Source organism: Streptomyces sp. NPDC100445, from assembly GCF_044759735.1.
Classification (GTDB): domain Bacteria; phylum Actinomycetota; class Actinomycetes; order Streptomycetales; family Streptomycetaceae; genus Streptomyces.
Genome location: NZ_JBIVZV010000012.1, coordinates 178,753 through 203,618, shown reverse-complemented (window position 1 = coordinate 203,618; position 24,866 = coordinate 178,753). Strand labels below are relative to the sequence as shown.

The following is a 24,866-nucleotide window of genomic DNA, read 5'->3' as shown; positions in this document are numbered from 1 at the left end:
TGCTGCTCGCAACGAGACCCAGGACCTGCGAGGTAGCGCTGATGGTGGACAGCACCAGCTCGATGAACTCAACCGAGTACGAGCAGCTGACAAAGCTCCTTGTCGAGCGGATCGCTGAGCGGGCGCCGGTGACCACGACTCGGCTTGAGCACGATGTTGTTCTGCCTGGTCGCGCCTCAGCGCACCAGATCGACGTGCTGTGGGAGTTCACCGTCGAATCCGGGCATAGTCATCGGGTTGTCTTTGAATGCCGGCGCAAGAGTCGCTCGCTGGAGCAGAACGACGCACTCGCGTTCAAGGGCGTGGTGGAGGAGGTCGGCTATGGATCGATTCCGACGACTGGAGTCATGGTCCATGTGACTGGGTTCCAACGAGGCTCTCGGAAGATCGCCGAGACCTATGGCCTGATCATTCTGGAGATGCGTACTCCGACGGATAAGGACGTCGAAGGCCGACTGATGAAGATCCGCATCTCTGCAACGGGCCGTGTCACGGTGATCAAGGACTGGCATGTGGACGCCTTGGAGTTGCTTTCGGACGCTTTGAAGGCGCCGGTGTTGAACCATGCCGTTGAGATTGAAGAGCCGGGCGGACATCGGGTGAGCATGCTGAATCTTCTTCAGGAGAATGAGATCGCTCCCATGCACGAGCCGCTCACGCCGTTGCATCGCGTGACGCGCCAGTTCGATCCGCCTGCCGTCTTGCTGGTTAGTGGTCAGCCGGCGGCGAGGGTGCGCGCTGTCTCCGCAACCGTCGGAGAAGAGCTCGCCGACCCGTTCGATCTCACTGTTGGGGGCCGGGAACGGCTCGCCTGGATGATGAAAGACGTGTTGGGTGGGGAGCGTGCCTGGTTCACCGCCGACGGGAAGATGCACCTCACTGAGTCGTAGGTCCGACGTCCGCGTGGGCTTCGAGATAGTCCGCCCAGTCGTTCTGGGCGTACTGAGACCAGGCGTAGGCGGTTTTGGGGTGGATGCCGAAGAGATCGCTGACCACGATCGGTGGCAGGTCGGTGATCGCCTCCATCATGGCCGTGTTGCGGGCACTGATCCCGAGGAGGCCGTGCTGCCTCATGTAGTGGTGCAGGGCATCGGCGCTTCGGGGGCGGCTCGGTGGCCTGCCCGGGAAGAGGAAGCGAGGTGCCCCGTTGTTCGGCTGCTGGAGGACCGAGGAGTGGTTGGGGCGGGCGATCTGTCGTTCGATGAGGACGGCAAGCCGCGGCGGGAGAAGGACCGGGTGTTTCCTGAGCGTGAGGTAGGCGTCGTCGCCGTCCCGCTGGAAACGGTCGGTCGTGAGTTCGACGATGCGTGTCTTGGGTAGTGCATAGAGGCTGGTCAAGGCACCGATGATGCGAGCTTCCAGGGGGAGGCTGTCGTCGTTGAGGCAGCGTCGAAGTTGCTCGTTGAGGTCGTCGCTGTGCATGAACCGGACGGGCAGCCCGTACTTCGTCGCGGCAATAGTGACCCTGCCAGTCAGGCGGCGGGCGACAGCCCAGCGGATGAACGCCGCGAGTTCTCTGCGCTGGGAGGGGTGAGTGGTCAACCAGAGGTCGAGGTCTTCCTGGCCGAGTTCGGAGAGCGTGAGCGAGTTGCCGTCGAGCCAGGTCATGAACTTGATCGCGGCCTGGATGCTTCGCCGGTCCATTCTGGCGGAGCCGGGGGTGTAGCGGCCTTTGTCCGCCCGACGCCGGGCGGTGCGAAGGACGGCCCATTCAGCGAAGGGCCGGACTGCGCGGGCATGGTGCGGCGGCAGGTCCGCGAGTGCCTTCCTGACCCAGAGCTGCAGACGTACGAGGTGCTCTGTTCGTTTGGGCAGGATGTTCGCCGCGACCAGGAGCTCGCGGATATAGAGGGTTCGCCAGTCCTGGGGCAGTTCGTCGAGAAGCTCGTGATTGATCTCCTGCGGCTTCGCGGCGAGGCCCGCCAGCAGGCCGGCTGCTTCGCTGCGGCCTATCCAGATCAGGACGGACTTGGGGTGGGCGGCGGAGAGCTGTTCCGCGAGCGGCTGGAGCTGCGGGTGGACTGCACCGTCCTTGTCGCTGAGGAGATCACGGACTCGGTGCTTGGCAACACATTGGGCGCAAGCGTCGTCGGCGTAAATGGCGCCGGGGCCGCCGCATCGGGGGCAGGTGTAGTCGATGTCGCTGCCCGAGCAGGGACCACAGATGTCCTTCCCGTCGTCGGCTCGTCCGATGAGCGAGCGGAGGGTTCTGCACTGGCCGCACTCTGCTGGGTGGTGCCTTCGGCGTTGGTAACACGTGTCACAGACCGGGCCGAGAGGCCAGTTGGCCTTCACCGGTCGGACCTCGCCGCAATCGGCGCAGGGCAGCCATGGGCTTTGCCGGCAGGAGGTGCAGTGGAACTCTCCGTCCCTGCGGGTGAATGCGTGCTGGACCTGACCGCATTGGACACAGGTTCGCTTGGGGCCGCGGTGGCAATCGCCGCAGATCAGGGACTCGCCATCACGCTTGCGGCTGATCGGCTTGATCTGCTGGCAGACCTCGCAGAGGCGAGGAGGAGAGTCGTAGCAGCGCTTGCAGACCGGTCCTTCTTCGGTGATCGCGTTCGCTGGTCGCATCTCCCCGCAGTGGATGCATTCGTGTTCGGGCTTGTTGGGGTTGCAGTCGGAGCAGAGGAAGGTGCCGTCCTCACGGCGGATGCTGGGCTGGCGGTTATGCCCGCAGGTCGCGCAGTCTTTCCGGAACAACGGGTCCCTGCGATAGCAGTGGCGACAGATGGGACCTTCCTCGCGTTGGGTGACGATGTGGCCGTTCTGGCCGCAGCGGGCGCAAGGCCGAAGCTCGGTCCGTGCGACGCACCAGTCACAGCATCGGCCTTCCGGAGTGAGTCGGGTCAGGCGGAGGCCGGTGCGGTGGCAGCGTGGGCAGGCCAGCTGGGTGACTGCGTCGCCGTGCCCGGTGGCTTCAAGGTGCTGGAGGAGCCGGACGACCTGGATAGGGCAGTGGGGTGAGGGCTCGGTGAGCGCGTTCGGGTGCTCGGTGAAGTACTCGTCCAGGGCCCGCGCAGGGGCGGAAGCCCACGCCTTGGCCTTCTCCAGGGCGGTCTGGGCCTCCTCAGCCGTCAGTGATGGTCCAGCCACCCGCTGGAGGGAGGCGATCAGGCGTGCGCGGGCCTGCTCGAGCTCGCGCTGTCTGCGTATCGCGTATGGCTTCACGACTGCCCTGGTCTGCGGATCACGGTCCGACGGGGCTTGAGCTCCAGCGGACCTGCGTCCCCGTCGGCGGTCTTGCGGAGCTGGACGTTGACGATCTCGGGCTTAATGAGGTCGTTGGGGGTGCACTGCAGGATGTCGCAGAGTGCGACGAGAGTGTCCATGCTCATGCGCTGGGGCGGCTGGGTCACCAGCCGGTAGACCTGTTCGCGTGACAGGGTGATGCCGCGTTCGGCCAGCAGCGGGACCAGGTCGGAAGTCTGGAACATCTGGCGCTCGGCCATCAGCTGGCGGAGCTGCCACTGGTAGCCCATCTTCTTGATCACGAGATCACGTCCCAGTCGTCGCCCAGTCGGTTCTTCATCGATGCTGCCAGGAGCGTGTTCCGGTACTCGTTGGAGACCCCCATGTAGATCGCCGTGGTTGACGCATGGGAGTGACCGACCTGTTCCTGGACGAACCGTGCGGGATAGCCGAACTCCGTCAGGTGGGTGATGTAGCTGTGGCGGAGGCAGTGCAGGTCGAGGTCCTCGTCGAGGCCAGCGTCCTCGCGAGCCGCCACGAAGGCGTCGTTGATGGACCGCGGCGACAGCCGGCCGACCCGTTCGGTGATCCAGAGCGCCGGGTGGCGTCCGGGTGAGAAGTGCGGCCGGATCTCGGTGACCCACTCGTCCAGGACGTCGACCGCCCAGTCCATTTCCGGGACCATCAGCACGGTGCGTCGCTTGGGCGGTGCCCCCTTCGACGACTTGCCGAAACGGACCATCATGCTGCCGTAGCCGCGGAAAGCCGGAGCCTTGGGGTTGCGGCGGAGGTCAATCAGGTCAACCTTGGACGACTCCGTCCGGCGGGTGCCGAAGGCGTAGATGGTCTTGAGGACCGCGGCGTCCCGTAGGGCCGTCAGGGCACCCTTGCGGCCCTGCGCCTTGATCTTTCCCGGTCGGGCGTCCGCGGCATCGAAGAGGGCCTGGATCTCGTCGTAGTCCAGCGGACGCCGGCGCGGGTCGCCCTCGTACTCGACCGTGTGGAGGACCGAGTTCCCCTCGTGGAAGATCTGCTGCGGGACCTCGCCGAACCTCTCCGCGCAGGCGTCCAGCCAGCCGTAGCGGGCGTCGAGCAGATACTCCAGGAACAGCTCGATCGTCACCTCGTAGGTGCGGGCCGTCGACATCTGAATGGGGTTCGCCCCGCTTCGCAGGTGGGCGATGAACGCCTCACCCTCGGCGGGCGTCCACTGCCAGGGGTACTGGCCCGTGAACTCCTCCAGCCGCTCGATCAGGCGTATTCGCGGGTCGATCGTCGACGCCTTCAGGAACCGGGCCGACTGCTGCCGGGCCCAGCCCTCCTTCATGGCGTCGAAGACTGATGGGGCGGGGTCGAGATGTATGACGTTGCGGGCCAGTACGAGACGTGCCGATCCAGGGGCCTGAGTAACCACGATCCCTGTTGTATCAGATGCATCATTGTTGAGTCTGCCTTCTAAGGTGCAGGTCAGTGGTCGAAGGGCATCCACCCGTCGACGCGACAGCATGCTCGCGACCTGCAGGAACGACCATGCCGACGCCGCGACGAGTGTTGCATCGGATGCAATTCATCCTGTTTGTCCCGTGCCACGATGTCGATCTCGCCGGACCGTCCGCAGCGCCAGTTGCGCGCCACGATCGTCATGCCGGTCTCGGCGAGCCTCCGGGCGGCCAGGTCCTCGCCGTACTTGCCGATCGCTTCCGTCGCGTTCATGTCGGCACCACCTCCGGTGCCGACAGTCGCGCGTCCCGCCACCCGGTGTGGATCTTGGTGGATGGATCGGCGGTTGTGGAGAACTCCGTCACCCGGAGGGGCGGCGGGCGGGGAAACCCCAGGTCATCAGCCGCCCGGGAGTTCCAGGTCGCTCTTGTTCAGCTCTTCGATGTTCACGTCCTTGAAGGTCAGGACGCGGACCTGCTTGACGAAGCGCGCCGGTCGGTACATGTCCCAGACCCAGGCGTCGGCCATGCTCACCTCGAAGAACACCTCACCCTGGACCGAGTGCACCTGCATCTCGTAGTCGTTGGTGAGATAGAAGCGTCGTTCGGTCTCGATCACGTATTTGAACAGACCGACGACATCTCGGTACTCCCGGTAGAGCTTCAGCTCCATCTCGGTCTCGTACTTCTCGAGGTCCTCGGCGCTCATGGCATGTTCCCCTTCAGCCGTGCGATCCCACCCATTGTGCGCCAGTCCGGCATTCCCTCAGACGATTTCCGTGTCGAGGGTCACGGGGCTGGCCGGGGGACCTTCGACGAGCAGCGTGCGCAGCAGCTCGGCGAGTCTGGTCGGATACACCGTCTCATGTGTCCGGGTCAGTTCCCGGCACGTCCACCAGCGCGCTCCCGCGACCGTGCGCCGTTCCAGCTCGGTCAGCCCGGTGGCCGCGACGTCCGTCCGGGCGGTCCGGGCCAGGTAGTACCACTCGTCCTGGTCCCAGCGGCGGCCCGCGAACGGGAACGAGCAGCGGCGCCGCCAGAGCACCGGCCCGAGGTCGACGTCGGTGATGCCGGTCTCCTCGGCGAGTTCCCGCAGCGCGGCCTCCTCGCGTGTCTCGGTGCCCTCCACGCCGCCGCCGGGCGTGAACCACCAGTCGTCGGCGGAGTCGTCCGGCTCGTGGCCGTGCAGGAGCAGGACGCGCTCCCGCGGGTCGAGCAGCACCACCCGGGCGACCTTGCGCAGCGGGCGCCCGCCGCCGTCCGGGGTCTGCGCCGGCCGGGCGGGTTCAGGCACCGTTGGTCCCCCGCCGGGCGGGGCGGGGCCGGGAGCGGCCCAGCAGGCCCGCCACCGGGCCGTAGGCGCCGCCGCCGAGGATCAGCACGGCGCCGGCCACGATCATCAGGCCGATGGGGCGCAGCGGGCCGGGCCGGGAGAGGGGGCCGAGCGCCTCGAAGCCGGTGGGACGCGCGAGCGTGCCCCGCCAGGGCCAGACCACGGCGTCCACGCGGGCGGAGACGGCGTCGCGGGAGACGGTGCCCCGGGCCGTGTCCGTGAGGTGGGCGGTGGAGTCCAGGGAGCCCTGGCGTTCGTCGCCGAGGAGGAACAGCCGGCCCTCGGGCACGGTCACCTCGGGGATCTCCTTGATCTCGGCCAGGCTGCCCGCGGGCAGGTAGGGCTCGTCGATCCGCTTGCCGTTGACCGTCAGCTTGCCGTCGGTGCAGCAGGAGACCTTGTCGCCGCCGACGGCGACGACGCGCTTGACCACCTTGGCGTTGTCGACCCAGCTCTTGTCCTCGAAGACGACCACGTCGCCGCGGCGTACCTCGTCGCCGTCGACGCGCTGGGCCAGGACCCGGTCCCCGGCGTCGATGGTGGGGGTCATGGAACTGGTGGGCACGGTGTAGGGCCGGTAGACCACCGCGCCCCAGGCGAAGCCCCCGAGGAACAGGACCACGCCCAGCGCCACGGCCAGTCCGGACAGCCGCTGTCCGACCCTGCCGCCGCCGGCCCGTGCCGTGCCGGTGCCGCCGCGCTGCGGGGCCGTACGCGTCATGCTCTCGCCACCCATGGACCCGCACCCTACCCGGCGGTACCGGGCGGGGGCAGCCCCCGCCCGGTACGTGATCAGCGCTGCCCGGAGGAGTCCCTCAGCACGGCGCCGGTCTCCGGCCGGTGCGCGCGCCGGCGCCGCCACACGGCCACCGGCAGCACCGCGGCGACGGCCGCGCCCTGCGGCGCCACCGTCAGGGAGGCGGCGGCGGAGGACTGCTCGCCCAGGCCGGGCTGGTGGAAGGTGTCCGGGACGGGCAGGGTGCCCCAGCGGTTGATCGGCCAGGCCTTGACGATGGCGCGACCGACGGCCTTGTCCACGGGGACCATGCCGTGGTTCTTGTCGGACTGGTTGTAGCGCGAGTCGCGGGAGTTCTGGCGGTGGTCGCCCATCACCCAGATGTAACCCTTGGGGACCTTGACCTTGAACTGGCCGCCGAGGTCGTCCACGCTGCACGGGGTGTTGCCGGGGTAGACGTAGGGCTCGTTCAGCGCCTTGCCGTTGACCTTCAGCGGGCCGCTGCCCTTGCACTCGACGGTGTCGCCACCGACCCCGATCACCCGCTTGATCAGGTCCTTCTCCTCCGCCGACGGCATCAGGCCGACCCAGCTGAGGACCTTCTGCACCGGGTTGGGGTTCGGCGTCGGCTCGCCCGCCAGCCAGTTGTCCGGGTCGTGGAAGACGACGACCTCGCCGCGCTCGGGCTCGGAGCCGAACCACGGGGTGAGCTTGTCGACGAGGACGCGGTCGCCCTGCTGGAGGGTGTTCTGCATCGAGTCCGAAGGGATCGAGAACGCCTGGACCAGGAAGGTCTTGATCAGCAGCGCCAGGACCAGCGCGATGCCGATGAGGAGCGGGAGTTCCTTCCAGAACGAGCGCGGCTTCGCCGGCCGGCGGCCCGTCCCGTCCGTGCCCGCGTCCCCGGCGCCGCCGGGCCGCTCGCCCTCCGGGGGGCCCTCGCCGTCGGCCGACGCCTCATTCCCGGAGGTCATGGCGCCGTCCCGGCCGGGCGCGTCCGGTTCTCCGGGACGCCCGCGGTTCTCCTCGCCGTCGTGTCCCGACCGTGCGCCAACCGCCACATCCCCCACGCCAACTCCTCACTCTCTGCCGCCGCCTGCCCCGCATACGCCGCAGGCCCACCACTCCCATAACGAGCGGGAGTTCCGCAGGGGTCGGGAGCCGGGTCGTTCCGTTGGGATTCTCCTGGGCAACCCTATGCGACGGCCGGTGAGCGGCGGTCGTTCCAGGCCCCGAGTCGGTGACGCTTGCGAAGGTTTTAGGTTCCTCCAGGCGCGTCCAGTGGCCGAACGGCCATCCGATCACCATGGCCCGGCCGACCACGGAGTCCTCGGAGACCGTCCCGCCGTAGGGAGTGTTCTGGTGGAAGCGCGAGTCCGCGGAGTTGCCGCGGTGGTCGCCCATCACCCACAGCCGGCCCTTGGGGACGGTGATGTCGAAGGGCGTGGCGGAGGGCGCGTCCCCCGGGTACACGTAGTCGGACTCGGTGAGGGGGACGCCGTTGACGGTGACGCGGCCCTGCGCGTCGCAGCACTTGACGTGGTCGCCGCCGACGCCGATGACCCGCTTGATCAGGTCCTTCTCGTTGTCGGAGGGCAGCAGGCCGATGAAGGTGAGGCCTTCCTTGACCTGCTTGACGACGACGGGGTCGTTCTTCTTCGTCGTCTGCTCGTCCTGGAGCCAGCCGCCCGGGTCGTGGAAGACGACGACGTCGCCGCGCGCGGGTTCGGAGCCGAACCACGGGGTGAACTTGTCGACCAGGACGCGGTCGCCGATCCGGATGGTCTCCTCCATGGAGCCGGAGGGGATCACGAACGCCTGGACCAGGAAGGTCTTCAGGACCAGCGCTATGAGCACGGCCACGCCGACCAGCAGGGGGATCTCCCGGACGGCGGAGCGCCTGCGTTTGCGCTTGACCTTGCGCTGGAGTTTGCGCCGTTCCGCGCGCGAGCGGCCGCCGCCGCCGGACGCGGAGGTGCGGCGGGCGCCGGTGGGCAGCAGGTCGTCGGCGGGCGTGCCGGGCACGCCGCGCGGTTTGCCGCGGTTACCCATGGGCGCCTGCCGCGGCGGACACCCGCGCGTAGGCGGACGGCCGGGTCAGGTGCGTCCAGTGGCGGTAGGGCCACACGATCCAGTCGGCCCGGCCGATGACGTCGCCCACGGGGATCATGCCGCCGCCGGGCGAGCCGAGGTGGTCGCGGGAGTCGCTGGAGTCGCCGCGGTGGTCGCCGAGGAGGAACAGGCGCCCGGCGGGCACGGCGACGTCGAAGGGTACGGCGGAGGGCGCGTCCCCGGGATAGAGGAACGCCTTCTCGTCGACCGGCCGGCCGTTCACCTGGAGCCTTCCCTTCTGGTCGCAGCAGACCACGTGGTCCCCGCCCACCCCGACGACGCGTTTGACGTAATCGGCGTCGCCGAAGTACCCGGTGCCGTCGAACACGACCACGTCACCGCGGCGCGGCTGGGCACCGAAACGGTACGCCAACTTGTTTACGAGAACGCGGTCCCCGATCCTCAACCCCTGCTCCATGGATCCGCTCGGGATCTGGAACGGCTGTATCACGAAGGCGTTGAGGAGCAGCAGGAACGCCAGGCAGACGAAGAGGCCGAGGGTCGTCCGGCCGCCCGGGACCCGGTCGACGAGGTGTGCCGCCAACGCGGAACGCGACCGGCCCTCCCGGCCCGGGGGTTCCGGGCGGGAGGGGCGGTCGCGTTCCGTCGGCTGAGCTTCGGTGTCCATCGGGGCCAGATGCTATCCGGCCCGGCTGTGACGCCGGGGAGGCGCTCAGTTGTCGCGCTTCTCCTTGATCTTCGCGGCCTTGCCGCGCAGCTCACGGAGGTAGTACAGCTTGGCGCGGCGCACGTCACCACGGGTGACCAGCTCGATCTTCTCGACGATCGGGGTGTGCACCGGGAAGGTGCGCTCGACGCCGACGGAGAACGAGACCTTGCGGACCGTGAAGGTCTCGCGGACGCCGGAGCCCTGGCGACGGATCACCACGCCCTTGAACTGCTGCACACGGGAGCGGTTGCCCTCGATGACGCGGACGTGCACGTTGACGGTGTCACCCGGGCGGAAGGCCGGGATGTCGGTGCGCAGCGACGCGCCGTCGACGGTGTCGAGCAGGTGAGACATTTCGTCTGCTTTCTTCGCTGATGCCACAGGTCATCAACGGGAGATAGGGGTACAGGAGGTCTGCCGTGCGGTCGGGCGGGCGTCGTGTCCCCCTGTGGCAGGGGCGCGGGCCGGACGGACGCACAACAGCGGCCTATTCTTCCATGCCGTCCACCCGGCGCCAAAATCGGCCGTACGGCTCACCCTCCGGGTCGGGTTCCCAGCCGAGGACGGAGAGCGTCTCGCGGTCCTTCTTGTCGAAGGCCGCGGGCTCGCAGCGCTCGATCAGGTCCGGCCGGTTCGCCGTCGTCCGCCGCAGGGCCTCGTCGCGGCGCCAGCGGGCGATCCTGCCGTGGTGGCCGCTGAGCAGCACCTCGGGGATGTCCCGGTCGCGCCAGACGGGCGGCTTGGTGTAGACGGGGCCTTCGAGGAGGCTCGCCATCGCGCCGGGCGCGAAGGAGTCGTCGCGGTGGGACTCGGCGTTGCCGAGGACGCCGGGCAGCAGCCGGGCCACGGCCTCGGTGATGACGAGGACGGCGGCCTCGCCGCCGGCGAGCACGTAGTCGCCGATGGAGACCTCGTGGACCGGCATGCGGGTCGCGTACTCGTCGATCACCCGCCGGTCGATGCCCTCGTAGCGGGCCGGGGTGAAGACCAGCCAGGGCCGCTCGGACAGCTCGACGGCCAGTTCCTGGGTGAAGGGCCGGCCGCTGGGGGTGGGCACGATGAGCGCGGGGGACCCGGCGCCGCTCTCGTAGCCGTCGGCGAGGACCGTGTCCAGGGCGTCGCCCCAGGGGTCGGTCTTCATCACCATGCCCGGTCCGCCGCCGTAGGGGGTGTCGTCGACCGTGTTGTGCCGGTCGTACGTCCAGGCGCGCAGGTCGTGCACGTGGACGCCGAGCTGCCCGCGCGCGCGTGCCTTGCCGACGAGGGAGACGTTCAGCGGTTCGAGGTACTCGGGGAAGATCGTGACGACGTCGAGCCTCATGCCTCTTCTTCCCGGGCGGAGGCGATCTCGGCGCGGTCGTCGATCAGGCCGGGCGGAGGGGTGATGACGGCCTTCTGCTCCACCAGGTCGATGTCGGTGACGATCTCCTCGACGAAGGGGATCATCACCTCGCTGCCGTCCGGGCGCTCCACGATGAACAGGTCCTGGGAGGGCAGGTGCGAGACCTCGGTGATCCGGCCGACCTCGGTGCCGTCCTCGGTGACCACGTCGAGGTCGATCAGCTGGTGGTCGTAGTACTCGTCCTCGCCCTCGGGGAGTTCCTCGGGGTCGATCTCGGCGATCAGCAGGGTGTTGCGCAGTGCCTCGGCGGCGTTCCGGTCGGTGACGCCCTCGAAGCGCAGCAGCAGGCGTCCGCTGTGGACGCGCCCGGTGGCGATGGTGAGCGGCCCGGCGGAGGCCGGGTCGGTGGCCAGGACGGCGCCCGGGCCGAGCCGCAGTTCGGGCTCGTCGGTACGTACCTCGACGGTGACCTCGCCCCGGATGCCGTGGGCGCGGCCGATCCGTCCGACTACCAGCTGCACGTGTCCCATTCTCCTGTCATCTTCTGCCTCACACGACTGCGGGCCGGGGAGGGCCCAGTGGCCCTCCCCGGCCCGAGCCGGTGCGATGATGCGTCAGCGGACGTGGTCCACGTCGACGAGGTCGACGCGGACACCGCGACCGCCGATGGCGCCCACGACGGTGCGCAGGGCGCGCGCGGTACGGCCGTTGCGGCCGATCACCTTGCCGAGGTCGTCCGGGTGGACCCGAACCTCGAGCACACGACCGCGGCGCAGATCACGCGAGGCGACCTGCACATCGTCGGGGTTGTCGACGATGCCCTTCACGAGGTGCTCAAGCGCCTCTTCGAGCATGCTGCTCAGGCCTCGGTCGGCTCGGAGGACTCGGCAGCCGCCTCGTCCTTCTTCTCGGCCTTCTTCTTCTGGGTGATGGCCTCACCCTTGCCCTCGTCGTCGCCGCCGAGAGCCTCGAACGTCGGACGCGCGGCCTTGGGCTCCGCGACGAGGAGCGGCGCGGGAGCCGGCTCGCCCTTGAACTTCTGCCAGTCGCCGGTCTTCTTCAGGATGGCGAGGACGGGCTCGGTCGGCTGGGCGCCGACACCGAGCCAGTACGCCACGCGGTCGGCGTCCACCTCGATGACCGACGGGTTGTAGGTCGGGTGGTACTTGCCGATCTCCTCGATGGCCCGGCCGTCACGGCGGGTACGGGAGTCGGCGACGACGATGCGGTAGTGAGGCGAACGGATCTTGCCCAGACGCTTCAGCTTGATCTTGACTGCCACGGGAGTGGGTTCTCCTGGATTTGACGTGAGTTGGGCACGGCAGGACGCCGCGTGGGGTTGCGGTACCCGAGTGCCCGACGGACGCGTCAGCCGGAGGAGAGAGGGGTCCTGTGCGGCTGTCGAGTACAGCTAGCCATTGTGCCACACCCGGCGGGTCGCCCTCGGCCGAGGGTGCGTGAGCCGGTCCGGGCAGCACGCGGCGGCACCCGGCGTGGACGTGACCGCACGGCAGGTGCGTGGCGGGGCGGCGTGCGGGTGGAGTCGCCGTCCGCCCGCACCGCCCGGTGGTCCCCCCGGCCTGCGGGGCCGGGGGGAGGCACGACGTGTCCGCGGGGCGCGAGCCCTGGTCCGGCATCCACGAGATGCCGGTGACCGCGGCCGGTGGCTAGGCCGCTCCCACGACCTCCGGGATGCGGAACGGCTTGCCGCAGCCGCCGCAGACGATGGGGGCCTGGGCCAGGACCGAGGGGACGACCCGGACGTTGCGGCCGCAGTCGCACACCGCCTTGACCCGGACGCCGCCGCCGGAGGAGCCGTGGCGGGCGGCCGGGCCGCGGAAGGTGCGGGAGGTGTCGGCCGAGGTGGCCACCGTGTGGGCCTTCAGCGCGCGCTGGAGGCGCTCGATGGTCGGGCGGTACCGCCGCTTCGCCTCGGGGTTGAGCGTGACCAGGGAGAAACCGCTGCTCGGGTGCGGCTCCTCGGGGTGGTCCAGGCCCAGCTCCTCGGCGATCGCGAGGAAACGGCGGTTGTGGTAGCGGCCGGCCCGGGAGGTGTCGCGGACCCCCCGGGCGGCGGCGATGCCGTGGACTGCCTCATGGAGCAGCCGTTCGAAGGAGAGGGCGTGTCCGCACGCGGACGACGACTCTCCGATCAGGGATTCAGGCGCGGCGAGATCCGGCAGCTCGGGGTGGTACCGCTGAATGTCGGCCCACGCCTGCGCCAGCTCCGCGGCGAGAACAGGTGGTGTCTGTGTCGTGCTCACGTAATGACAACGAGCGGGGGTACCGCTGTGTTCCTATTCCGGGGCATCCCAAATAATTTGCACGTACCCGTCAGTTGCCGCTGATGCGTGGAGACGAGGGCGGGTGCGCTGATCTGCGGAGAAGCCACGCAGCTCCTACCAAGCTGGTGCGTAGTCCGCGGTACGCCCGGACCCGTACGGCCTGGCGCGACGCCGGACGGCGGATGCGCAAGGGGTGTTTCGGCCGCTTCCGACGCCCCGCCCCACCTCGGTCAGCGTCCACGGCGCTCGTGACGTTACCCCGTGCCTCCCGGCGCCCCGGCACCGGCCCGTCCCCGGGGCCGGGGACCGCGGGACCGGCCGCGTTGCCGGGAGATGAATTCTCGCCACTCCCGCGTCACGGCACCAAGCCGGGGTCCTCGACCCCTGGACGGCACAGCGAGCCGGGAGTTACCTGGCATAGGTGGGAAGGGCGCGCGCACGGCACACGGGGGCCATGCGACCGGGCGCGGCGGCGAACTGTCGGCGGATTGGGGCGCTTACCTATGACACCTACGCTCGTGCGGCAGCACGTGTCCCGCGCGGTCCCCGCACCGCGTGTGGACCGGAGCGCACGCGCGCGTGACTGGTGCGAGATCCAGGAGCGGATGCTCGTACCCCTGTACGAAACCGTGTACGACCGACTCGACGTGGGCCCCGCCACCCGGCTGCTGGGCCTGCGCTGCGGGGCCGGACTGGCCCTGCTGATGGCGGCCTCCCGGGGGGCCGCGGTCACCGGCGCAGACGCCGGGGCCCCCGAACGGCTGGCCCTGGCGCGCGAGCGCCTGCTGCCGGCCCTCCCGCCCGGCAGACGGGGCGGCCCGTCCGGGACGCGCGCCGGAGCGGACGCGCGCCTGTTCGACGGTCCGCCCGGGGACGCGGCCGGCGCCGGGAGCGCCGGGTACACCGTCGTGACCGTCCTGGAGCCGATCGGCGGCCTCCCGGGCGACGCCGAGGGGCTCGACGACCTGCTCGCCGCGGCAGTGCCGCTGGCCGGGCGCGGGGCCGCGGTGGTGCTGGCCGGCTGGGGTCCGCCGGAGCGCTGCGCCACCGCCTCGGTGCTGCGGGCGGCCGCGGGTCCGGCCGGTCCGCCGCCCGGCACGGGCCGCTGGCGGCCGGCGCGGCGGGACGACCTGGAGGAGGTGGCCCAGCGGTCGGGGCTGCGGCCGGACGGCTCGGGCCGGGTCGCCTGCCCGTTCGGGTACGCCGACCTGGACAGCGCGGTGCGCGGACTGCTCTCCACCGGCCTGTTCGACACGGCGGTCGCGGCGACCGACGCCAGGCAGGTGGACAAGGAGCTGACGGAGGCCCTGCACCCCTACCGCCGCCCCGACGGCACCGTGTGGATGCCGAACGTCTTCCGCTACCTCGTGGCCCGCGTGCCCTGACCGGGCGCGGTCCTCGCCGGGGGGCCGGGAACGCCGCAGGGGCGCCCCTGCCGAGCGGGGCGCCCCTGGCGGCGTTACGCGCGGACCCGGTCGGCCCGACGGGGCCGGTCAGCCCATGAACTTCTTGAACTCGTCCGGCAGCTCGAAGTCCTGGGGGGCCTGCTGGCCGGGCAGTCCGAGCGCGCCGCCGTTCTGCGCGGCGGCCTCGCGGCGCTGGGCGGCCTCCAGCTCCTGCTGCTTGCGCTTCATCGGGTTGCCGGAGCGCTGCTTGCCCTTGGTCTTCTTCTGCTGCTTCTTCTGCCGGCCGGGGCCACCGCCCATGCCCGGGATCCCCGGCATGCCCGGCATGCCGCCGCCCTGGGCCATCCGGGACATCATCTTGCGGGCCTCGAAGAACCGCTCGACCAGGTTCTTCACCGCGCTGACCTCGACGCCCGAGCCCTTGGCGATACGGGCACGGCGGGAGCCGTTGATGATCGTCGGCTCCTGGCGCTCGGCCGGGGTCATCGACTTGATGATCGCGGCGGTGCGGTCGACGTCCCGCTCGTCCAGGTTGTTGATCTGGTCCTTGATCTGGCCCATGCCGGGGAGCATGCCGAGCAGCTTGCTGATGCTGCCCATCTTCCTGACCTGCTCCATCTGGGACAGGAAGTCGTCCAGGGTGAAGTCCTGGCCCTTCCTGGACGCCAGCTTCGAGGCCATCTTCTGGGCCTCTTCCTGGCTGAACGTCTTCTCCGCCTGCTCGATCAGAGTGAGCAGGTCACCCATGTCGAGGATGCGGGAGGCCATCCGGTCCGGGTGGAACGCGTCGAACTCGTCGAGCTTCTCGCCGTTCGACGCGAACATGATCGGCTTGCCGGTGATCTGCCGGATCGACAGCGCCGCGCCACCGCGGGCGTCGCCGTCGAGCTTGGAGAGGACCACGCCGTCGAAGCCGACGCCGTCGCGGAAGGCCTCGGCGGTGTTGACGGCGTCCTGGCCGATCATCGCGTCGACCACGAACAGGATCTCGTCCGGGGAGACCGCGTCCCGGATGTCCGCGGCCTGCCGCATCATGTCGGCGTCGATGCCGAGCCGGCCGGCGGTGTCGACGATCACGATGTCGTGGACCTTGGCCTTGGCGAACTCGATCGAGTCCTTGGCGACCTTGACCGGGTCACCGACGCCGTTGCCCGGCTCGGGGGCGTACACCGCGACGCCGGCGCGCTCGGCGACGACACTCAGCTGGTTGACGGCGTTGGGGCGCTGGAGGTCGCAGGCGACGAGCAGCGGGGAGTGGCCCTGCTCCTTCAGCCAGCGGCCGAGCTTGCCCGCGAGGGTCGTCTTGCCGGCGCCCTGGAGGCCGGCCAGCATGATGACGGTGGGCGGCTGCTTGGCGAAGCGCAGCCGGCGGGTCTCGCCACCGAGGATGGTGACCAGTTCGTCGTTGACGATCTTGAGGACCTGCTGGGCGGGGTTGAGCGCCCGGGAGACCTCGGCGCCGAGCGCGCGCTCCTTGACGTTCTTGATGAACGACCGCACGACGGGCAGGGCGACGTCCGCCTCGAGGAGCGCGATACGGATCTCACGTGCCGTGGCGTCGATGTCCGCCTCGGAGAGCCGTCCCTTGCCGCGCAGGTTCTTGAAAGTCGCTGACAGGCGATCGGAGAGAGTGTCGAACACGGCGCTCGCGGTCCTCGGGGTCGGTGACGGTCTTGAAGGGAATCGCCCTCCAGGGTATCCCGGCGCCGGGGGCACCGGGGCGGGGTCACCCGCGCAGCGTCTCCTCCAGCGCCCCGGCCGTGGACGCGGCGTCCTCCGCGGGCAGCGGCGCGCCCGTGCCCGTGGTGACGTAGAACGCGTCCACCGCGTTGGCGCCGAGGGTGCTCACGTGCATGCTGCGCACCCGGACGGCCGCCTTCTCCAGGGCCATGCCGATGCGGTACAGCAGGCCAGGCGCGTCCTGGGCGCGGACCTCGATGACCGTGGCGTGGCGGGAGGCGGCCGGGGCCACGGTCACGCGGGGCGGCGGGGCGGTCCAGCCGCGGCGGCGGGGGTAGGCGGCGTCGCGTTCGGCGAGGCGGCCGGCGATGTCCAGGGTGCCGTCGAGGGCACGGACCAGGTCGGCACGGAGGCGGGCCGCCTGCGGCAGGGAGCCGTACTCGGCGGCGACCCGCCAGTTGAGGAGGAGGACCGAGCCGTCGTCGTCCACGTCGTCGGGCAGGCGCAGGGCCCGCAGCTCGGCCGTGCGCACGGTGAGGCGGTGCACGGCGAGGACGCCGGCCACCGCGGGCAGCACATGCGGCTGGTCGGGTACGGCGACGACCAGTTCGACGCCCAGGGGTTCCGGGTCGCCGGCCGGTTCCCCGTCGGGGACGGGTTCGGTCTGGGCGCGCAGGGCGAGGACCGGGCCGCCGGTGCGGAAGGCCTCGATGGCGAGGCGTTCGTGCTCGGCGGTGGGCGCGGCCGGCTCGGGCTCGTCTGGGGCGTCCCCGGCGAGGACGGCCGCGACCCGGCGGACGAGGTCGGCGACGAGGGAGCCGCGCCAGGAGGACCAGGCGGCCGGGCCGGTCGCGAGGGCGTCGGCCTCGGTGAGGGCGTGCAGCAGCTCCAGGGTGCTCTGGCTGCCGACCGCCTCGGCGACCGAGCGGACCGTGGCCGGGTCGTCCAGATCGCGGCGGGTGGCCGTCTCGACCAGGGTGAGGTGGTGCCGGACGAGCGTGGACAGCGCGGTGACGTCCGCGCGGTCGAAGCCGATCCGGGTGGCGACGTCCCGGGCGATGATCTCGCCGGCCACCGAGTGGTCCCCGGGCCAGCCCTTGCCGATGTCGTGCAGCAGGGCGGCGACGAGGAGCAGGTCGGGGCGGCTGACGCGGCGGGTCAGCTCGGAGGCGCGGACGGCGGTCTCGATCAGGTGCCGGTCGACGGTCCAGACGTGCACGGCGTTGCGCTGGGGGCGGCAGCGGACCCGTTCCCAGTCGGGCAGCAGGCGGGTGATCAGGCCGTCGGCCTCCAGCGCCTCCCAGACGTCGACCGTCGGGCGGCCGGAGCCGAGCAGCGTGACCAGCTGCTCGCGGGCCTCGGCGGGCCAGGGCTCGGGCAGCGGGCGGGCGGTGGCGGCCATGCGCCGTACGGCGTGCGGGGAGAGCGGGAGGCCGGCCTGGGCGGCGGCGGCCGCGGCGCGCAGCGGGAGCACGGGGTCGCGTTCGGGGCGTGCGGCGCGGGCGAGCACCACCTCCCCGTCCTGTTCGACGACGCCCTCGGCGAGCGGGGAGCGCTCGGTGACGGGCTTGCCGGCGTCGCCGGTCACCGCGCGGCGGAGGAGGTCGCCGCGGTCCTTCGCCAGTTTCCGCAGCCGCGGCCGGACGGCGCGGGCGCGCAGTACGCGCCCCACCTCCCGCCAGGTGACGTCACTGGCGTAGGCGATCACGCGGGCCGCCTCGTAGACCTGTCGCAGCAGGGCGTCGGCGTCCAGCAGCCCGAGGGCGGCGGCCACCTGGTCCTGCTCCTGGAGGGCGAGCCGGTCGGTGGCGCGGCCCGTGGACAGGTGCAGGGCGTCGCGGACGTCGAGGAGGCGACGGCGGGCGTCGGCGAGACCCTCGCGCGGGGCGTCGGCCAGCCAGGACGCGGCGACGGCGCGCAGGGCGGTGGCGTCGCGCAGGCCGCCGCGGGCCTCCTTGAGGTCGGGTTCCAGCAGGTAGCGCAGCTCGCCCTGGCGTTCGGCGCGCTCGGCGCACAGCTCCCGCAGTTCGGGGAGGCGCTTGGGGGCCTGGTTGCGCCATTCGGTGAGGACGGCGGTGCGCAGGCCGGCGGTGAGGCCGAGGTCGCCGGCGAGGTGGCGGGCGTCCAGCAGGCCGAGGTGGACCTTCAGGTCCTCGCCGGCCGTCCTGCGGGCCTCGGCCGGGGTGCGCACCGAGTGGTCCAGGGCGATGCCGAGGTCCCACACCGGGTACCAGAGCCGGTCGGCGAGGGCGGCGACCGCGCCGGGGTCGGAGCCGTCGTGCAGCAGCACCAGGTCGAGGTCGCTGCGCGGGGAGAGCTCCCCGCGGCCGTAGCCGCCGACGGCGACGAGCGACACGCCGCCGAGGCCGCCGGCCGCCGCGCCGAAGAGCCCGGCGAGCCAGTCGTCGGTCAGTTCGGCGAGGGCGGCACGGCGCGGCGGCCCGGGCCGCGCCCCCTCACCGAGGAGGCGCAGCCGGGCCGCCGCGTAGCCGCTGGGTCCCGGGTCTTCCGTCCCGTCCCGCACATCCGTACCCGTCACCCGGCGACTCCGTTCTTCCGTCGTGTGGGACGCGTCCGCGTCAGAGGGCGTCCGGTCCGCGCTCGCCCGTGCGGACCCTCACGGCCGTCTCGACCGGCAGCGACCACACCTTGCCGTCACCGATCTTGCCCGTACGGGCCGCCTTGACGACGACCTCGATGAGCTCCTCGGCGTCGTCGTCCTCGACGAGGACCTCGATGCGGACCTTGGGGACGAGGTCGACGGTGTACTCGGCACCGCGGTACACCTCGGTGTGGCCCCGCTGCCGACCGTAGCCGCTGGCCTCGGTGACCGTCAGTCCGTGGACGCCGAATGCCTGGAGGGCTTCCTTGATCTCGTCGAGCCGGTGGGGCTTGACGACGGCCGTGATGAGCTTCATGCGTCCACCTTCCTGGTGTGTGCGGGGGCCGGGGCGGGGGCGGCGGCGGTGACCCCGCCGCCGGCGCCGCTGAAGTCGTACGCGGTCTCGGCGTGCTCGGCCTGGTCGATGCCGGAGACCTCCTGGTCCTCGGTGACCCGCATGCCGAGGGTCCGGTCGAGGAGGAAGGCGAGGACGGCGGAGACGATCAGGGAGTAGGCGAGGACCGCGAAGACACCGGCGCACTGCTTCCACAGCTGGGTGAACGTGTGGTCGCCGTAGAGGACGCCGGTGGCGGCGGACTGGCCCTTGCCGGTGGCGAAGAAGCCGATGAGGAGCGAGCCGATGATGCCGCCGACCATGTGGACGCCGACCACGTCGAGGGAGTCGTCGAAGCCGAACCGGTACTTCAGGCCGACGGCCGCGGCGCAGGCGACACCGGCTATGGCGCCGACGGCGATCGCGCCGAGCGGGGAGACCGCGCCGCCGGAGGGGGTGATGGCGACCAGGCCGGCGACCGCGCCGGAGGCCGCGCCGAGCGTGGTGAAGGCGCCGTGGCGGATCTTCTCGTAGGCGAGCCAGGCCAGCATGGCGGCGGCGGTGGCGACCTGCGTGTTGACGAACATCAGCGCGCCGACGCCGTCGTCGTTGCCGAGCCAGGAGCCCGCGTTGAAGCCGAACCAGCCGAACCAGAGCAGGCCCGCGCCGAGCATGACCAGCGGGAGGCTGTGGGGACGCATCGGGTCCCGCTTGAAGCCGACGCGCCTGCCGATGACGAGGATGACGCCGAGGGCCGCCGCGCCGGCGTTGATGTGGACCGCCGTACCGCCCGCGAAGTCGATGACGCCCAGCTTGTAGGCCCAGCCGTCGGCGCCCCAGACCCAGTGGGCGACCGGCACGTAGACGATGGTGACCCACAGGGTGATGAAGAGCGCCCAGGCGGAGAACTTGACGCGGTCGGCGAGGGCGCCGCTGATCAGGGCCGGTGTGATGATCGCGAACATCAGCTGGAACACCATGAAGACGTAGACCGGGATGGTGTAGCCGTCCCAGAGTTCCGTCAGCCCGATGTGGCTGAGGCCGAACCAGTCGGTGTTCCAGCCGATCAGCTTGCTGCCCGTGCCGAAGGCGAGGGAGAAGCCGTACAGCACCCAGAGGATGGTGACGATCCCGAGGCTGATGAAGCTCATCATCAACATGTTCAGGGTGCTCTTGACGCGGACCATGCCTCCGTAGAAGAAGGCCAGGCCCGGCGTCATGAGCATCACCAGGGCGGAGCAGATGAGCATGAAGCCGGTGTTGGCGGACGACAGTCTGGGTGCGTCCGCCGCAAGCATGATGGCTGGTGCCATCGGCGTCTCCTCGTCGGTTGGTACGGCCCCGTGCGGGCGGTGCCTGTGCGGTCCGGTCGGTTGAGGGGGTGGCCGGTTATGCGCCCTGAGACTGGCGCAGCGCGGTTTCGGTGGGAGCCCCTCGTTGTTTCGCCCGGGTGACGAAGACGACGTGTGTGTTACGCGTCGGTGAAGCGCGCGGTGCGCGCCGGCGGCGGCGTTGTCGTGGCGCGACCTCCTCCGGGAGGAGGAGAGCCGGCCGCGGTCGGCCTCTCGATGACCTGGCATGGGGGAGCCGAGTCGGGCAGTTCGGGAGGACCGGCCGCGGCCGGGGCCTGTGTGCTCTCCGGGTCAGACCGCCTCGGCGTTCTCGGGGAGCGTGACGGCGAGCTTGTCGGCGAGGTCGACCACGGCGGCGAGCCCGCCGTAGTCGCGCACGGCCGTGTCGACCGTCTTTCGGATACGAGTGTTCACACGCTCGGAGCGGACCTTGCGGGCGATGTCCATGGCCTGTGCCGCGTAGGCCGTGCTCTCCTCGGGCTCGCCCTGGAGCAGGTGCACGGTGGCCACGCCGATGAGGTTGAGCGCGTAGGACCGCTGGTGCTCGGAGTCCTCGGAGAACAGCTCCACGGCACGCCGCATGAGCGGTTCGGCCAGCGAGGCGTAGGTGGGGCTGCGGCCGGCGACGTAGGCGAGGTCGCGGTAGGAGTGGGAGTTCTCGGCGTACAGCTCGGCCTCGGAGAAGAAGCGGATCCAGTCGGGGTCCGGCTGGTCCCAGTCGCCGGCCTCGGTGAAGGTGTCCTCGGCCATGCGCACCGCCCGCTTGGTCCGGCCGGGCTGGCCCATGTTGGCGTAGGCGCGGGCCTCCATCGCATACAGCATGGACTGGGTGCGCGGGCTCGCGCAGTCGCGGCTGCCGTACTGCGCGAGGTGGATCAGCTCCAGCGCGTCCTCGGGCCGGCCGAGGTGGATCATCTGGCGGCTCATGCTGGAGAGGATGTACGAGCCGAGGGGCTTGTCCCCGGCCTCCTTGGCGGCGTGCAGCGCGAGGACGAAGTACTTCTGCGCGGTGGGCTGGAGGCCGACGTCGTACGACATCCAGCCGGCCAGTTCGGCCAGTTCGGCGGCGACCTTGAACAACGTGCGGGTGGTGGCCTCGGGCTGGGGTTCCTGAAGCAGGTCGGTGACCTCGTGCAGCTGCCCGACGACCGCCTTGCGGCGCAGGCCCCCGCCGCACTGGGCGTCCCACTGGCGGAACATGCGCGTGGTGGACTCCAGCAGCTCCAGCTCGGGCCGGGAGAGCCGCCCCGGCCGGCGCGGGTCGGGGGCGGGCCTCGGTCCGGACGGGTCCGCGGCGCCCGGGACCGGCACGAGCCAGCGCTGCATGGGTTCGATGAGGGAGGGGCCCGCGGACAGGGCGAGGGAGGTGCCGAGGAAGCCGCGCCGGGCGAGCATCAGGTCGCTGCGGGAGAACTCGCTGAGCAGGGCGACCGCCTGCGGTCCCGTCCAGGGCAGGTCGACCCCGGAGGCGGCGGGTGAGGGACGGGCGGCGCGCAGGCCGAGGTCCTCGATGGAGACCACGCAGCCGAAGCGTTCGGAGAACAGCTCCGAGAGGATGCGCGGGATCGGTTCGCGCGGGTTCTCCCCGTCCAGCCAGCGCCGTACGCGCGAGGTGTCGGTGGAGATGTGATTGGCGCCCAACTGGCGTGCCCGGCGGTTCACTTGGCGGGCCAGCTCGCCCTTGGACCAGCCGCTGCGCACGAACCACGAACCGAGCAGCTCGTTGGGGCGCTTGTCAGCGTTGGTCCCGCTACCGCCGTTGCCGCCCACTGGAACGCCCCCATCCCTGAGACCACTTGCCGCCGAGTGCGCCAAGCCCTATCAGAATGCCGGTCGGGACGGTCTCCCGTCCGGCATCTCTCACTCCTCGAACGAGCTGACGACTTGCCTCCGGCATACCCACGGCTACGTGCGCCCCAGGGCTCGCACACTCACAGTAATCCCCCGATCACGCACCCAGCCACGGGAATCCCGGAAACGCCACCATTCGCCACCCCTTCGTATGAACTCACGGTCGGCCGCGCGCGATTGACTTGGCGGAGGAGAAAAGGGAGCGGGCGAAGTGATGCACGTGGGGGCGCGTGGCCCGCGATGTGCCACCCGGTGCGCTTCGAAGCGCCGCCCTGGCTCCGGAGCGCAGGACACGGTCGGAGCCGTAACGTTACGTTCCGCTTCCGTCTCGTTCCGTGGCGTGACCATCGGCGCGCAGGACCCGTTGGAGGGGGCATGGGCTTCACGATCGGCGGCATCCGCGAGATCCGTTCCGGCACGCGTCGGCGCGGTCGCTCCGCGGAGTGCACCACCGTCGCCGAGTTCACCGGCCTGTGGGGCTGGGACGTGGTGCCGGGCGCGCGGGCCGCGGCGGGCGCCTGCTCCTGCGGACGGCCCGACTGCCCGGCGCCGGGCGCGCATCCGCTGGACTTCGCGCCGCCCGTACCGGCCGGGGCCACTCTGGACGAGGTCGGCAAGGTCTGGGCCGACGTCCCGGGCGCGTCGGTGATGCTGCCGGTGGGCCGGGCGTTCGACGTCCTGGAGGTCTCCGAGGCGGCCGGCCGCCGTGCCCTGGTCCGCCTGGAGCGCATGGGCCTCCCGCTCGGCCCGGTCACCGCCACCCCCGACGGCCGCGCCCACTTCTTCGTGGCCCCCGGCTCCGCCGCGGACCTCCCCCGGCTGCTGTACCGGATGGGCTGGGACGACCCCGCCACGCTCGACCTGCACGGCCTCGGCCCGGGCGCGTACATCACCGCGCCGCCGTCCGACCGGGGCGGCCTGGGCCCGGTGCGCTGGCTGCGCCCACCCGCGCTGGACGCGGCGAGCCGGCCGCCGGCGGCACGGCTGCTGCTGGGCGTGCTGGCGTACGTGGCGCACCGCTCCCGGGCCTGACCCGGCGGACGCGCCGCGCCGGAGCCGGCCGGTGCGCGGTTCCGGGCTTCGGCCGGTGGGCGGTTCCGGGCCCGGTGGGCGAGCGGTTCCGGGCCCCGGCCGGTGGGCGCACAAGACGAAGCGCCCGTCCCCGACTGCACCTCGGGGGCGGGCGCTTCTCCGGTCCGGCGCGGCGGGGGTCACCTCCCCCGCCGCGCTGCGCTACTCGCCGATCAGCGCGTCCACGAACGCCTCCGGCTCGAACGGCGCGAGATCGTCCGCGCCCTCACCGAGCCCGATCAGCTTGACCGGCACCCCCAGCTCGCGCTGGACCGCGACGACGATGCCGCCCTTGGCCGTGCCGTCCAGCTTGGTCAGCACGATGCCGGTGATGTTGACGACCTCGGCGAACACGCGGGCCTGCACCAGGCCGTTCTGCCCGGTGGTGGCGTCAAGGACGAGCAGTACCTCGTCCAGCGGGGCGTGCTTCTCCACCACCCGCTTGACCTTGCCCAGTTCGTCCATGAGACCGGTCTTGGTGTGCAGGCGGCCGGCGGTGTCGATGAGGACGACGTCAACCCCCATCTCCTTGCCCTCCTTGACCGCGTCGAAGGCCACGGAGGCGGGGTCGCCGGCCTCGGGGCCGCGCACGGTGTGGGCGCCGACGCGCTCGCCCCAGGTCTGGAGCTGGTCGGCGGCGGCGGCCCGGAAGGTGTCGGCGGCGCCGAGGACGACGGTGCGGCCGTCGGCGACCAGGACCCGGGCGAGCTTGCCGGTGGTGGTGGTCTTGCCGGTGCCGTTGACCCCGACGACCATCACGATGCCCGGCCTGCGGCCCTCGGGTTCGGTCCTGACCGTGCGGTCGACGTCGGTGCCGACCAGGTGGAGCAGTTCCTCGCGCAGCAGGGCGCGCAGCTCCACGGGGGTGCGCGTGCCGAGCACCCGCACGCGTTCGCGCAGCCGCTCGACCAGTTCCTGGGTGGGCTGCACGCCGACGTCGGCGGTGAGCAGCGTGTCCTCGATCTCCTCCCAGGTGTCCTCGTCGAGGTGCTCACGGGAGAGCAGCGTGAGCAGGCCCTTGCCGAGGGCGTTCTGCGAGCGGGACAGGCGGGCGCGCAGCCGGATCAGCCGGCCTGCGGTGGGCTCCGGGATCTCGATCCCGACAGGAGCCTCGACTACGGGGGGTTCCTCGACGGCGACCGGCGCGGGGCCGCCCGGGAGATCCACCTCCTCGATGGTCCGGCGCGGTTCGTCGCGCGGCGTCTCGGCCTCGTCGCCGACGTGCGGCTCGGCCGGTGGCGCGGTGATGTCGGGCGTCTTCGGGGGCGGCGGGGGCAGCGGCTTGTGGCGCCGGCTGCCCACGATCAGCCCGCCGAGCGCGCCGAGCACGACCACGGCGATGACTACAGCAAGGATGACGGTTTCCATAACCCGACCAGTATCGGCCATGGGCTTCCCGGGAGCCTCGTTTGTGGCTTCCTCCGAGAGACAAACGCCACTTACCGCAAGGACTCGGAT

At 71.1% G+C, this 24,866-nt stretch carries 24 protein-coding genes and 1 pseudogene; 3 read left to right on the top strand and 22 right to left on the bottom strand.

Features of this window, described 5'->3' with window-relative positions:
* Positions 1 to 41: 41 nt before the first annotated feature.
* Positions 42 to 890, top strand: coding sequence for a hypothetical protein (locus tag ACIQVT_RS26880; RefSeq protein WP_403759174.1), 849 nt, complete (start codon positions 42 to 44; stop codon positions 888 to 890).
* On the opposite strand, the gene ACIQVT_RS26875 is transcribed toward ACIQVT_RS26880, so the two are convergent.
* The 16 genes and pseudogenes from ACIQVT_RS26875 to ACIQVT_RS26800 form a co-directional block, all read right to left on the bottom strand.
* Complete coding sequence (locus ACIQVT_RS26875; RefSeq protein WP_403759171.1) at positions 877 to 3,174, bottom strand: XRE family transcriptional regulator; 2,298 nt, start codon at positions 3,172 to 3,174, stop codon at positions 877 to 879. The two genes, ACIQVT_RS26880 and ACIQVT_RS26875, sit on opposite strands and share 14 nt — an antisense overlap.
* The gene (locus ACIQVT_RS26870; protein WP_389598114.1) at positions 3,171 to 3,497 is read right to left on the bottom strand and encodes a helix-turn-helix domain-containing protein; all 327 of its coding nucleotides are present in this window, start codon (positions 3,495 to 3,497) and stop codon (positions 3,171 to 3,173) included. Before ACIQVT_RS26870 ends, ACIQVT_RS26875 begins: the two co-directional genes overlap by 4 nt.
* Complete coding sequence (locus ACIQVT_RS26865) at positions 3,494 to 4,522, bottom strand: tyrosine-type recombinase/integrase (protein WP_403759167.1); 1,029 nt, start codon at positions 4,520 to 4,522, stop codon at positions 3,494 to 3,496. Before ACIQVT_RS26865 ends, ACIQVT_RS26870 begins: the two co-directional genes overlap by 4 nt.
* A 251-nt stretch (positions 4,523 to 4,773) precedes the next feature.
* Positions 4,774 to 4,908: pseudogene (locus ACIQVT_RS26860) on the bottom strand (YraN family protein); the annotation flags it as partial.
* 126 nt (positions 4,909 to 5,034) lie between these two features.
* The gene (locus ACIQVT_RS26855) at positions 5,035 to 5,343 is read right to left on the bottom strand and encodes a DUF2469 domain-containing protein (RefSeq protein ID WP_003965949.1); all 309 of its coding nucleotides are present in this window, start codon (positions 5,341 to 5,343) and stop codon (positions 5,035 to 5,037) included.
* Between the two features lie 57 nt (positions 5,344 to 5,400).
* Positions 5,401 to 5,928, bottom strand: a complete 528-nt coding sequence (locus tag ACIQVT_RS26850) for an NUDIX hydrolase (protein ID WP_403759164.1) — start codon at positions 5,926 to 5,928, stop codon at positions 5,401 to 5,403.
* Positions 5,921 to 6,703 (bottom strand): signal peptidase I, encoded by a 783-nt coding sequence (gene lepB, locus ACIQVT_RS26845; protein WP_403759161.1) that lies wholly within the window; start codon positions 6,701 to 6,703, stop codon positions 5,921 to 5,923. Before lepB (ACIQVT_RS26845) ends, ACIQVT_RS26850 begins: the two co-directional genes overlap by 8 nt.
* A 56-nt stretch (positions 6,704 to 6,759) precedes the next feature.
* Positions 6,760 to 7,773 (bottom strand): signal peptidase I, encoded by a 1,014-nt coding sequence (gene lepB / locus ACIQVT_RS26840; RefSeq protein WP_403759158.1) that lies wholly within the window; start codon positions 7,771 to 7,773, stop codon positions 6,760 to 6,762.
* The gene (gene lepB, locus ACIQVT_RS26835; RefSeq protein WP_403759155.1) at positions 7,661 to 8,755 is read right to left on the bottom strand and encodes a signal peptidase I; all 1,095 of its coding nucleotides are present in this window, start codon (positions 8,753 to 8,755) and stop codon (positions 7,661 to 7,663) included. Before lepB (ACIQVT_RS26835) ends, lepB (ACIQVT_RS26840) begins: the two co-directional genes overlap by 113 nt.
* A complete protein-coding gene (gene lepB, locus ACIQVT_RS26830; RefSeq protein ID WP_403759152.1) occupies positions 8,748 to 9,443 on the bottom strand; it encodes a signal peptidase I in 696 nt (231 codons plus the stop codon). Before lepB (ACIQVT_RS26830) ends, lepB (ACIQVT_RS26835) begins: the two co-directional genes overlap by 8 nt.
* Positions 9,444 to 9,488: 45 nt before the next feature.
* A complete protein-coding gene (gene rplS, locus ACIQVT_RS26825) occupies positions 9,489 to 9,839 on the bottom strand; it encodes a 50S ribosomal protein L19 (protein ID WP_121786682.1) in 351 nt (116 codons plus the stop codon).
* 133 nt (positions 9,840 to 9,972) lie between these two features.
* A complete protein-coding gene (gene trmD, locus ACIQVT_RS26820) occupies positions 9,973 to 10,806 on the bottom strand; it encodes a tRNA (guanosine(37)-N1)-methyltransferase TrmD (RefSeq protein WP_403759148.1) in 834 nt (277 codons plus the stop codon).
* On the bottom strand, positions 10,803 to 11,348 hold the full coding sequence (gene rimM / locus ACIQVT_RS26815) for a ribosome maturation factor RimM (protein WP_403759145.1): 546 nt from the start codon (positions 11,346 to 11,348) through the stop codon (positions 10,803 to 10,805). The genes trmD and rimM overlap by 4 nt, the downstream gene beginning before the upstream one ends.
* Positions 11,349 to 11,441: 93 nt before the next feature.
* Positions 11,442 to 11,681, bottom strand: coding sequence for an RNA-binding protein (locus ACIQVT_RS26810; protein WP_005479813.1), 240 nt, complete (start codon positions 11,679 to 11,681; stop codon positions 11,442 to 11,444).
* Between the two features lie 5 nt (positions 11,682 to 11,686).
* Positions 11,687 to 12,109 carry a 30S ribosomal protein S16 gene (gene rpsP / locus ACIQVT_RS26805; RefSeq protein ID WP_403759142.1) on the bottom strand — a complete coding sequence of 141 codons (423 nt, stop codon included), beginning with the start codon at positions 12,107 to 12,109 and terminating at the stop codon, positions 11,687 to 11,689.
* A gap of 385 nt (positions 12,110 to 12,494) precedes the next feature.
* Positions 12,495 to 13,091: a hypothetical protein gene (locus ACIQVT_RS26800; RefSeq protein ID WP_356944679.1), complete on the bottom strand. Its 597-nt coding sequence runs from the start codon at positions 13,089 to 13,091 to the stop codon at positions 12,495 to 12,497.
* 524 nt (positions 13,092 to 13,615) lie between these two features.
* On the opposite strand from ACIQVT_RS26800, the gene ACIQVT_RS26795 reads away from it, so the two are divergent.
* Entirely contained in the window at positions 13,616 to 14,497 is an 882-nt protein-coding gene (locus ACIQVT_RS26795; RefSeq protein ID WP_403759138.1) for an SAM-dependent methyltransferase, read from the top strand.
* A 108-nt stretch (positions 14,498 to 14,605) separates the two neighbouring features.
* Here ACIQVT_RS26795 and ffh read toward each other — a convergent pair whose 3' ends face one another.
* From ffh to ACIQVT_RS26770, 5 genes are all read right to left on the bottom strand, one after another.
* The gene (ffh, locus tag ACIQVT_RS26790) at positions 14,606 to 16,159 is read right to left on the bottom strand and encodes a signal recognition particle protein (protein WP_403759135.1); all 1,554 of its coding nucleotides are present in this window, start codon (positions 16,157 to 16,159) and stop codon (positions 14,606 to 14,608) included.
* A gap of 85 nt (positions 16,160 to 16,244) precedes the next feature.
* Positions 16,245 to 18,737, bottom strand: a complete 2,493-nt coding sequence (locus ACIQVT_RS26785) for a [protein-PII] uridylyltransferase (protein ID WP_403759132.1) — start codon at positions 18,735 to 18,737, stop codon at positions 16,245 to 16,247.
* 40 nt (positions 18,738 to 18,777) lie between these two features.
* Positions 18,778 to 19,116: a P-II family nitrogen regulator gene (locus tag ACIQVT_RS26780; RefSeq protein ID WP_403759129.1), complete on the bottom strand. Its 339-nt coding sequence runs from the start codon at positions 19,114 to 19,116 to the stop codon at positions 18,778 to 18,780.
* Entirely contained in the window at positions 19,113 to 20,447 is a 1,335-nt protein-coding gene (locus ACIQVT_RS26775; protein ID WP_403759126.1) for an ammonium transporter, read from the bottom strand. The genes ACIQVT_RS26780 and ACIQVT_RS26775 overlap by 4 nt, the downstream gene beginning before the upstream one ends.
* Positions 20,448 to 20,777: 330 nt before the next feature.
* Positions 20,778 to 22,256 carry a tetratricopeptide repeat protein gene (locus tag ACIQVT_RS26770; RefSeq protein ID WP_403759123.1) on the bottom strand — a complete coding sequence of 493 codons (1,479 nt, stop codon included), beginning with the start codon at positions 22,254 to 22,256 and terminating at the stop codon, positions 20,778 to 20,780.
* Between the two features lie 456 nt (positions 22,257 to 22,712).
* On the opposite strand from ACIQVT_RS26770, the gene ACIQVT_RS26765 reads away from it, so the two are divergent.
* Positions 22,713 to 23,369: a bifunctional DNA primase/polymerase gene (locus tag ACIQVT_RS26765; RefSeq protein ID WP_403759120.1), complete on the top strand. Its 657-nt coding sequence runs from the start codon at positions 22,713 to 22,715 to the stop codon at positions 23,367 to 23,369.
* A gap of 201 nt (positions 23,370 to 23,570) precedes the next feature.
* Here the strand turns inward: ACIQVT_RS26765 and ftsY are convergent, their stop codons facing one another.
* Positions 23,571 to 24,776, bottom strand: coding sequence for a signal recognition particle-docking protein FtsY (gene ftsY, locus ACIQVT_RS26760; RefSeq protein ID WP_403759117.1), 1,206 nt, complete (start codon positions 24,774 to 24,776; stop codon positions 23,571 to 23,573).
* Positions 24,777 to 24,866: the final 90 nt, after the last annotated feature.

Bases quoted from the DNA above. Each gene is read 5' to 3' on its own strand.
- ACIQVT_RS26880 (WP_403759174.1), top strand. From the start codon at position 42: ATGGTGGACAGCACCAGCTCGATGAACTCAACCGAGTACGAGCAGCTG.
- ACIQVT_RS26865 (WP_403759167.1), bottom strand. From the start codon at position 4,522: ATGAAGGAGGGCTGGGCCCGGCAGCAGTCGGCCCGGTTCCTGAAGGCG.
- ACIQVT_RS26855 (WP_003965949.1), bottom strand. From the start codon at position 5,343: ATGAGCGCCGAGGACCTCGAGAAGTACGAGACCGAGATGGAGCTGAAG.
- lepB (WP_403759161.1), bottom strand. From the start codon at position 6,703: ATGGGTGGCGAGAGCATGACGCGTACGGCCCCGCAGCGCGGCGGCACC.
- lepB (WP_403759155.1), bottom strand. From the start codon at position 8,755: ATGGGTAACCGCGGCAAACCGCGCGGCGTGCCCGGCACGCCCGCCGAC.
- lepB (WP_403759152.1), bottom strand. From the start codon at position 9,443: ATGGACACCGAAGCTCAGCCGACGGAACGCGACCGCCCCTCCCGCCCG.
- rplS (WP_121786682.1), bottom strand. From the start codon at position 9,839: ATGTCTCACCTGCTCGACACCGTCGACGGCGCGTCGCTGCGCACCGAC.
- trmD (WP_403759148.1), bottom strand. From the start codon at position 10,806: ATGAGGCTCGACGTCGTCACGATCTTCCCCGAGTACCTCGAACCGCTG.
- ACIQVT_RS26810 (WP_005479813.1), bottom strand. From the start codon at position 11,681: ATGCTCGAAGAGGCGCTTGAGCACCTCGTGAAGGGCATCGTCGACAAC.
- ACIQVT_RS26795 (WP_403759138.1), top strand. From the start codon at position 13,616: ATGACACCTACGCTCGTGCGGCAGCACGTGTCCCGCGCGGTCCCCGCA.
- ACIQVT_RS26780 (WP_403759129.1), bottom strand. From the start codon at position 19,116: ATGAAGCTCATCACGGCCGTCGTCAAGCCCCACCGGCTCGACGAGATC.
- ACIQVT_RS26775 (WP_403759126.1), bottom strand. From the start codon at position 20,447: ATGGCACCAGCCATCATGCTTGCGGCGGACGCACCCAGACTGTCGTCC.
- ACIQVT_RS26765 (WP_403759120.1), top strand. From the start codon at position 22,713: ATGGGCTTCACGATCGGCGGCATCCGCGAGATCCGTTCCGGCACGCGT.
- ftsY (WP_403759117.1), bottom strand. From the start codon at position 24,776: ATGGAAACCGTCATCCTTGCTGTAGTCATCGCCGTGGTCGTGCTCGGC.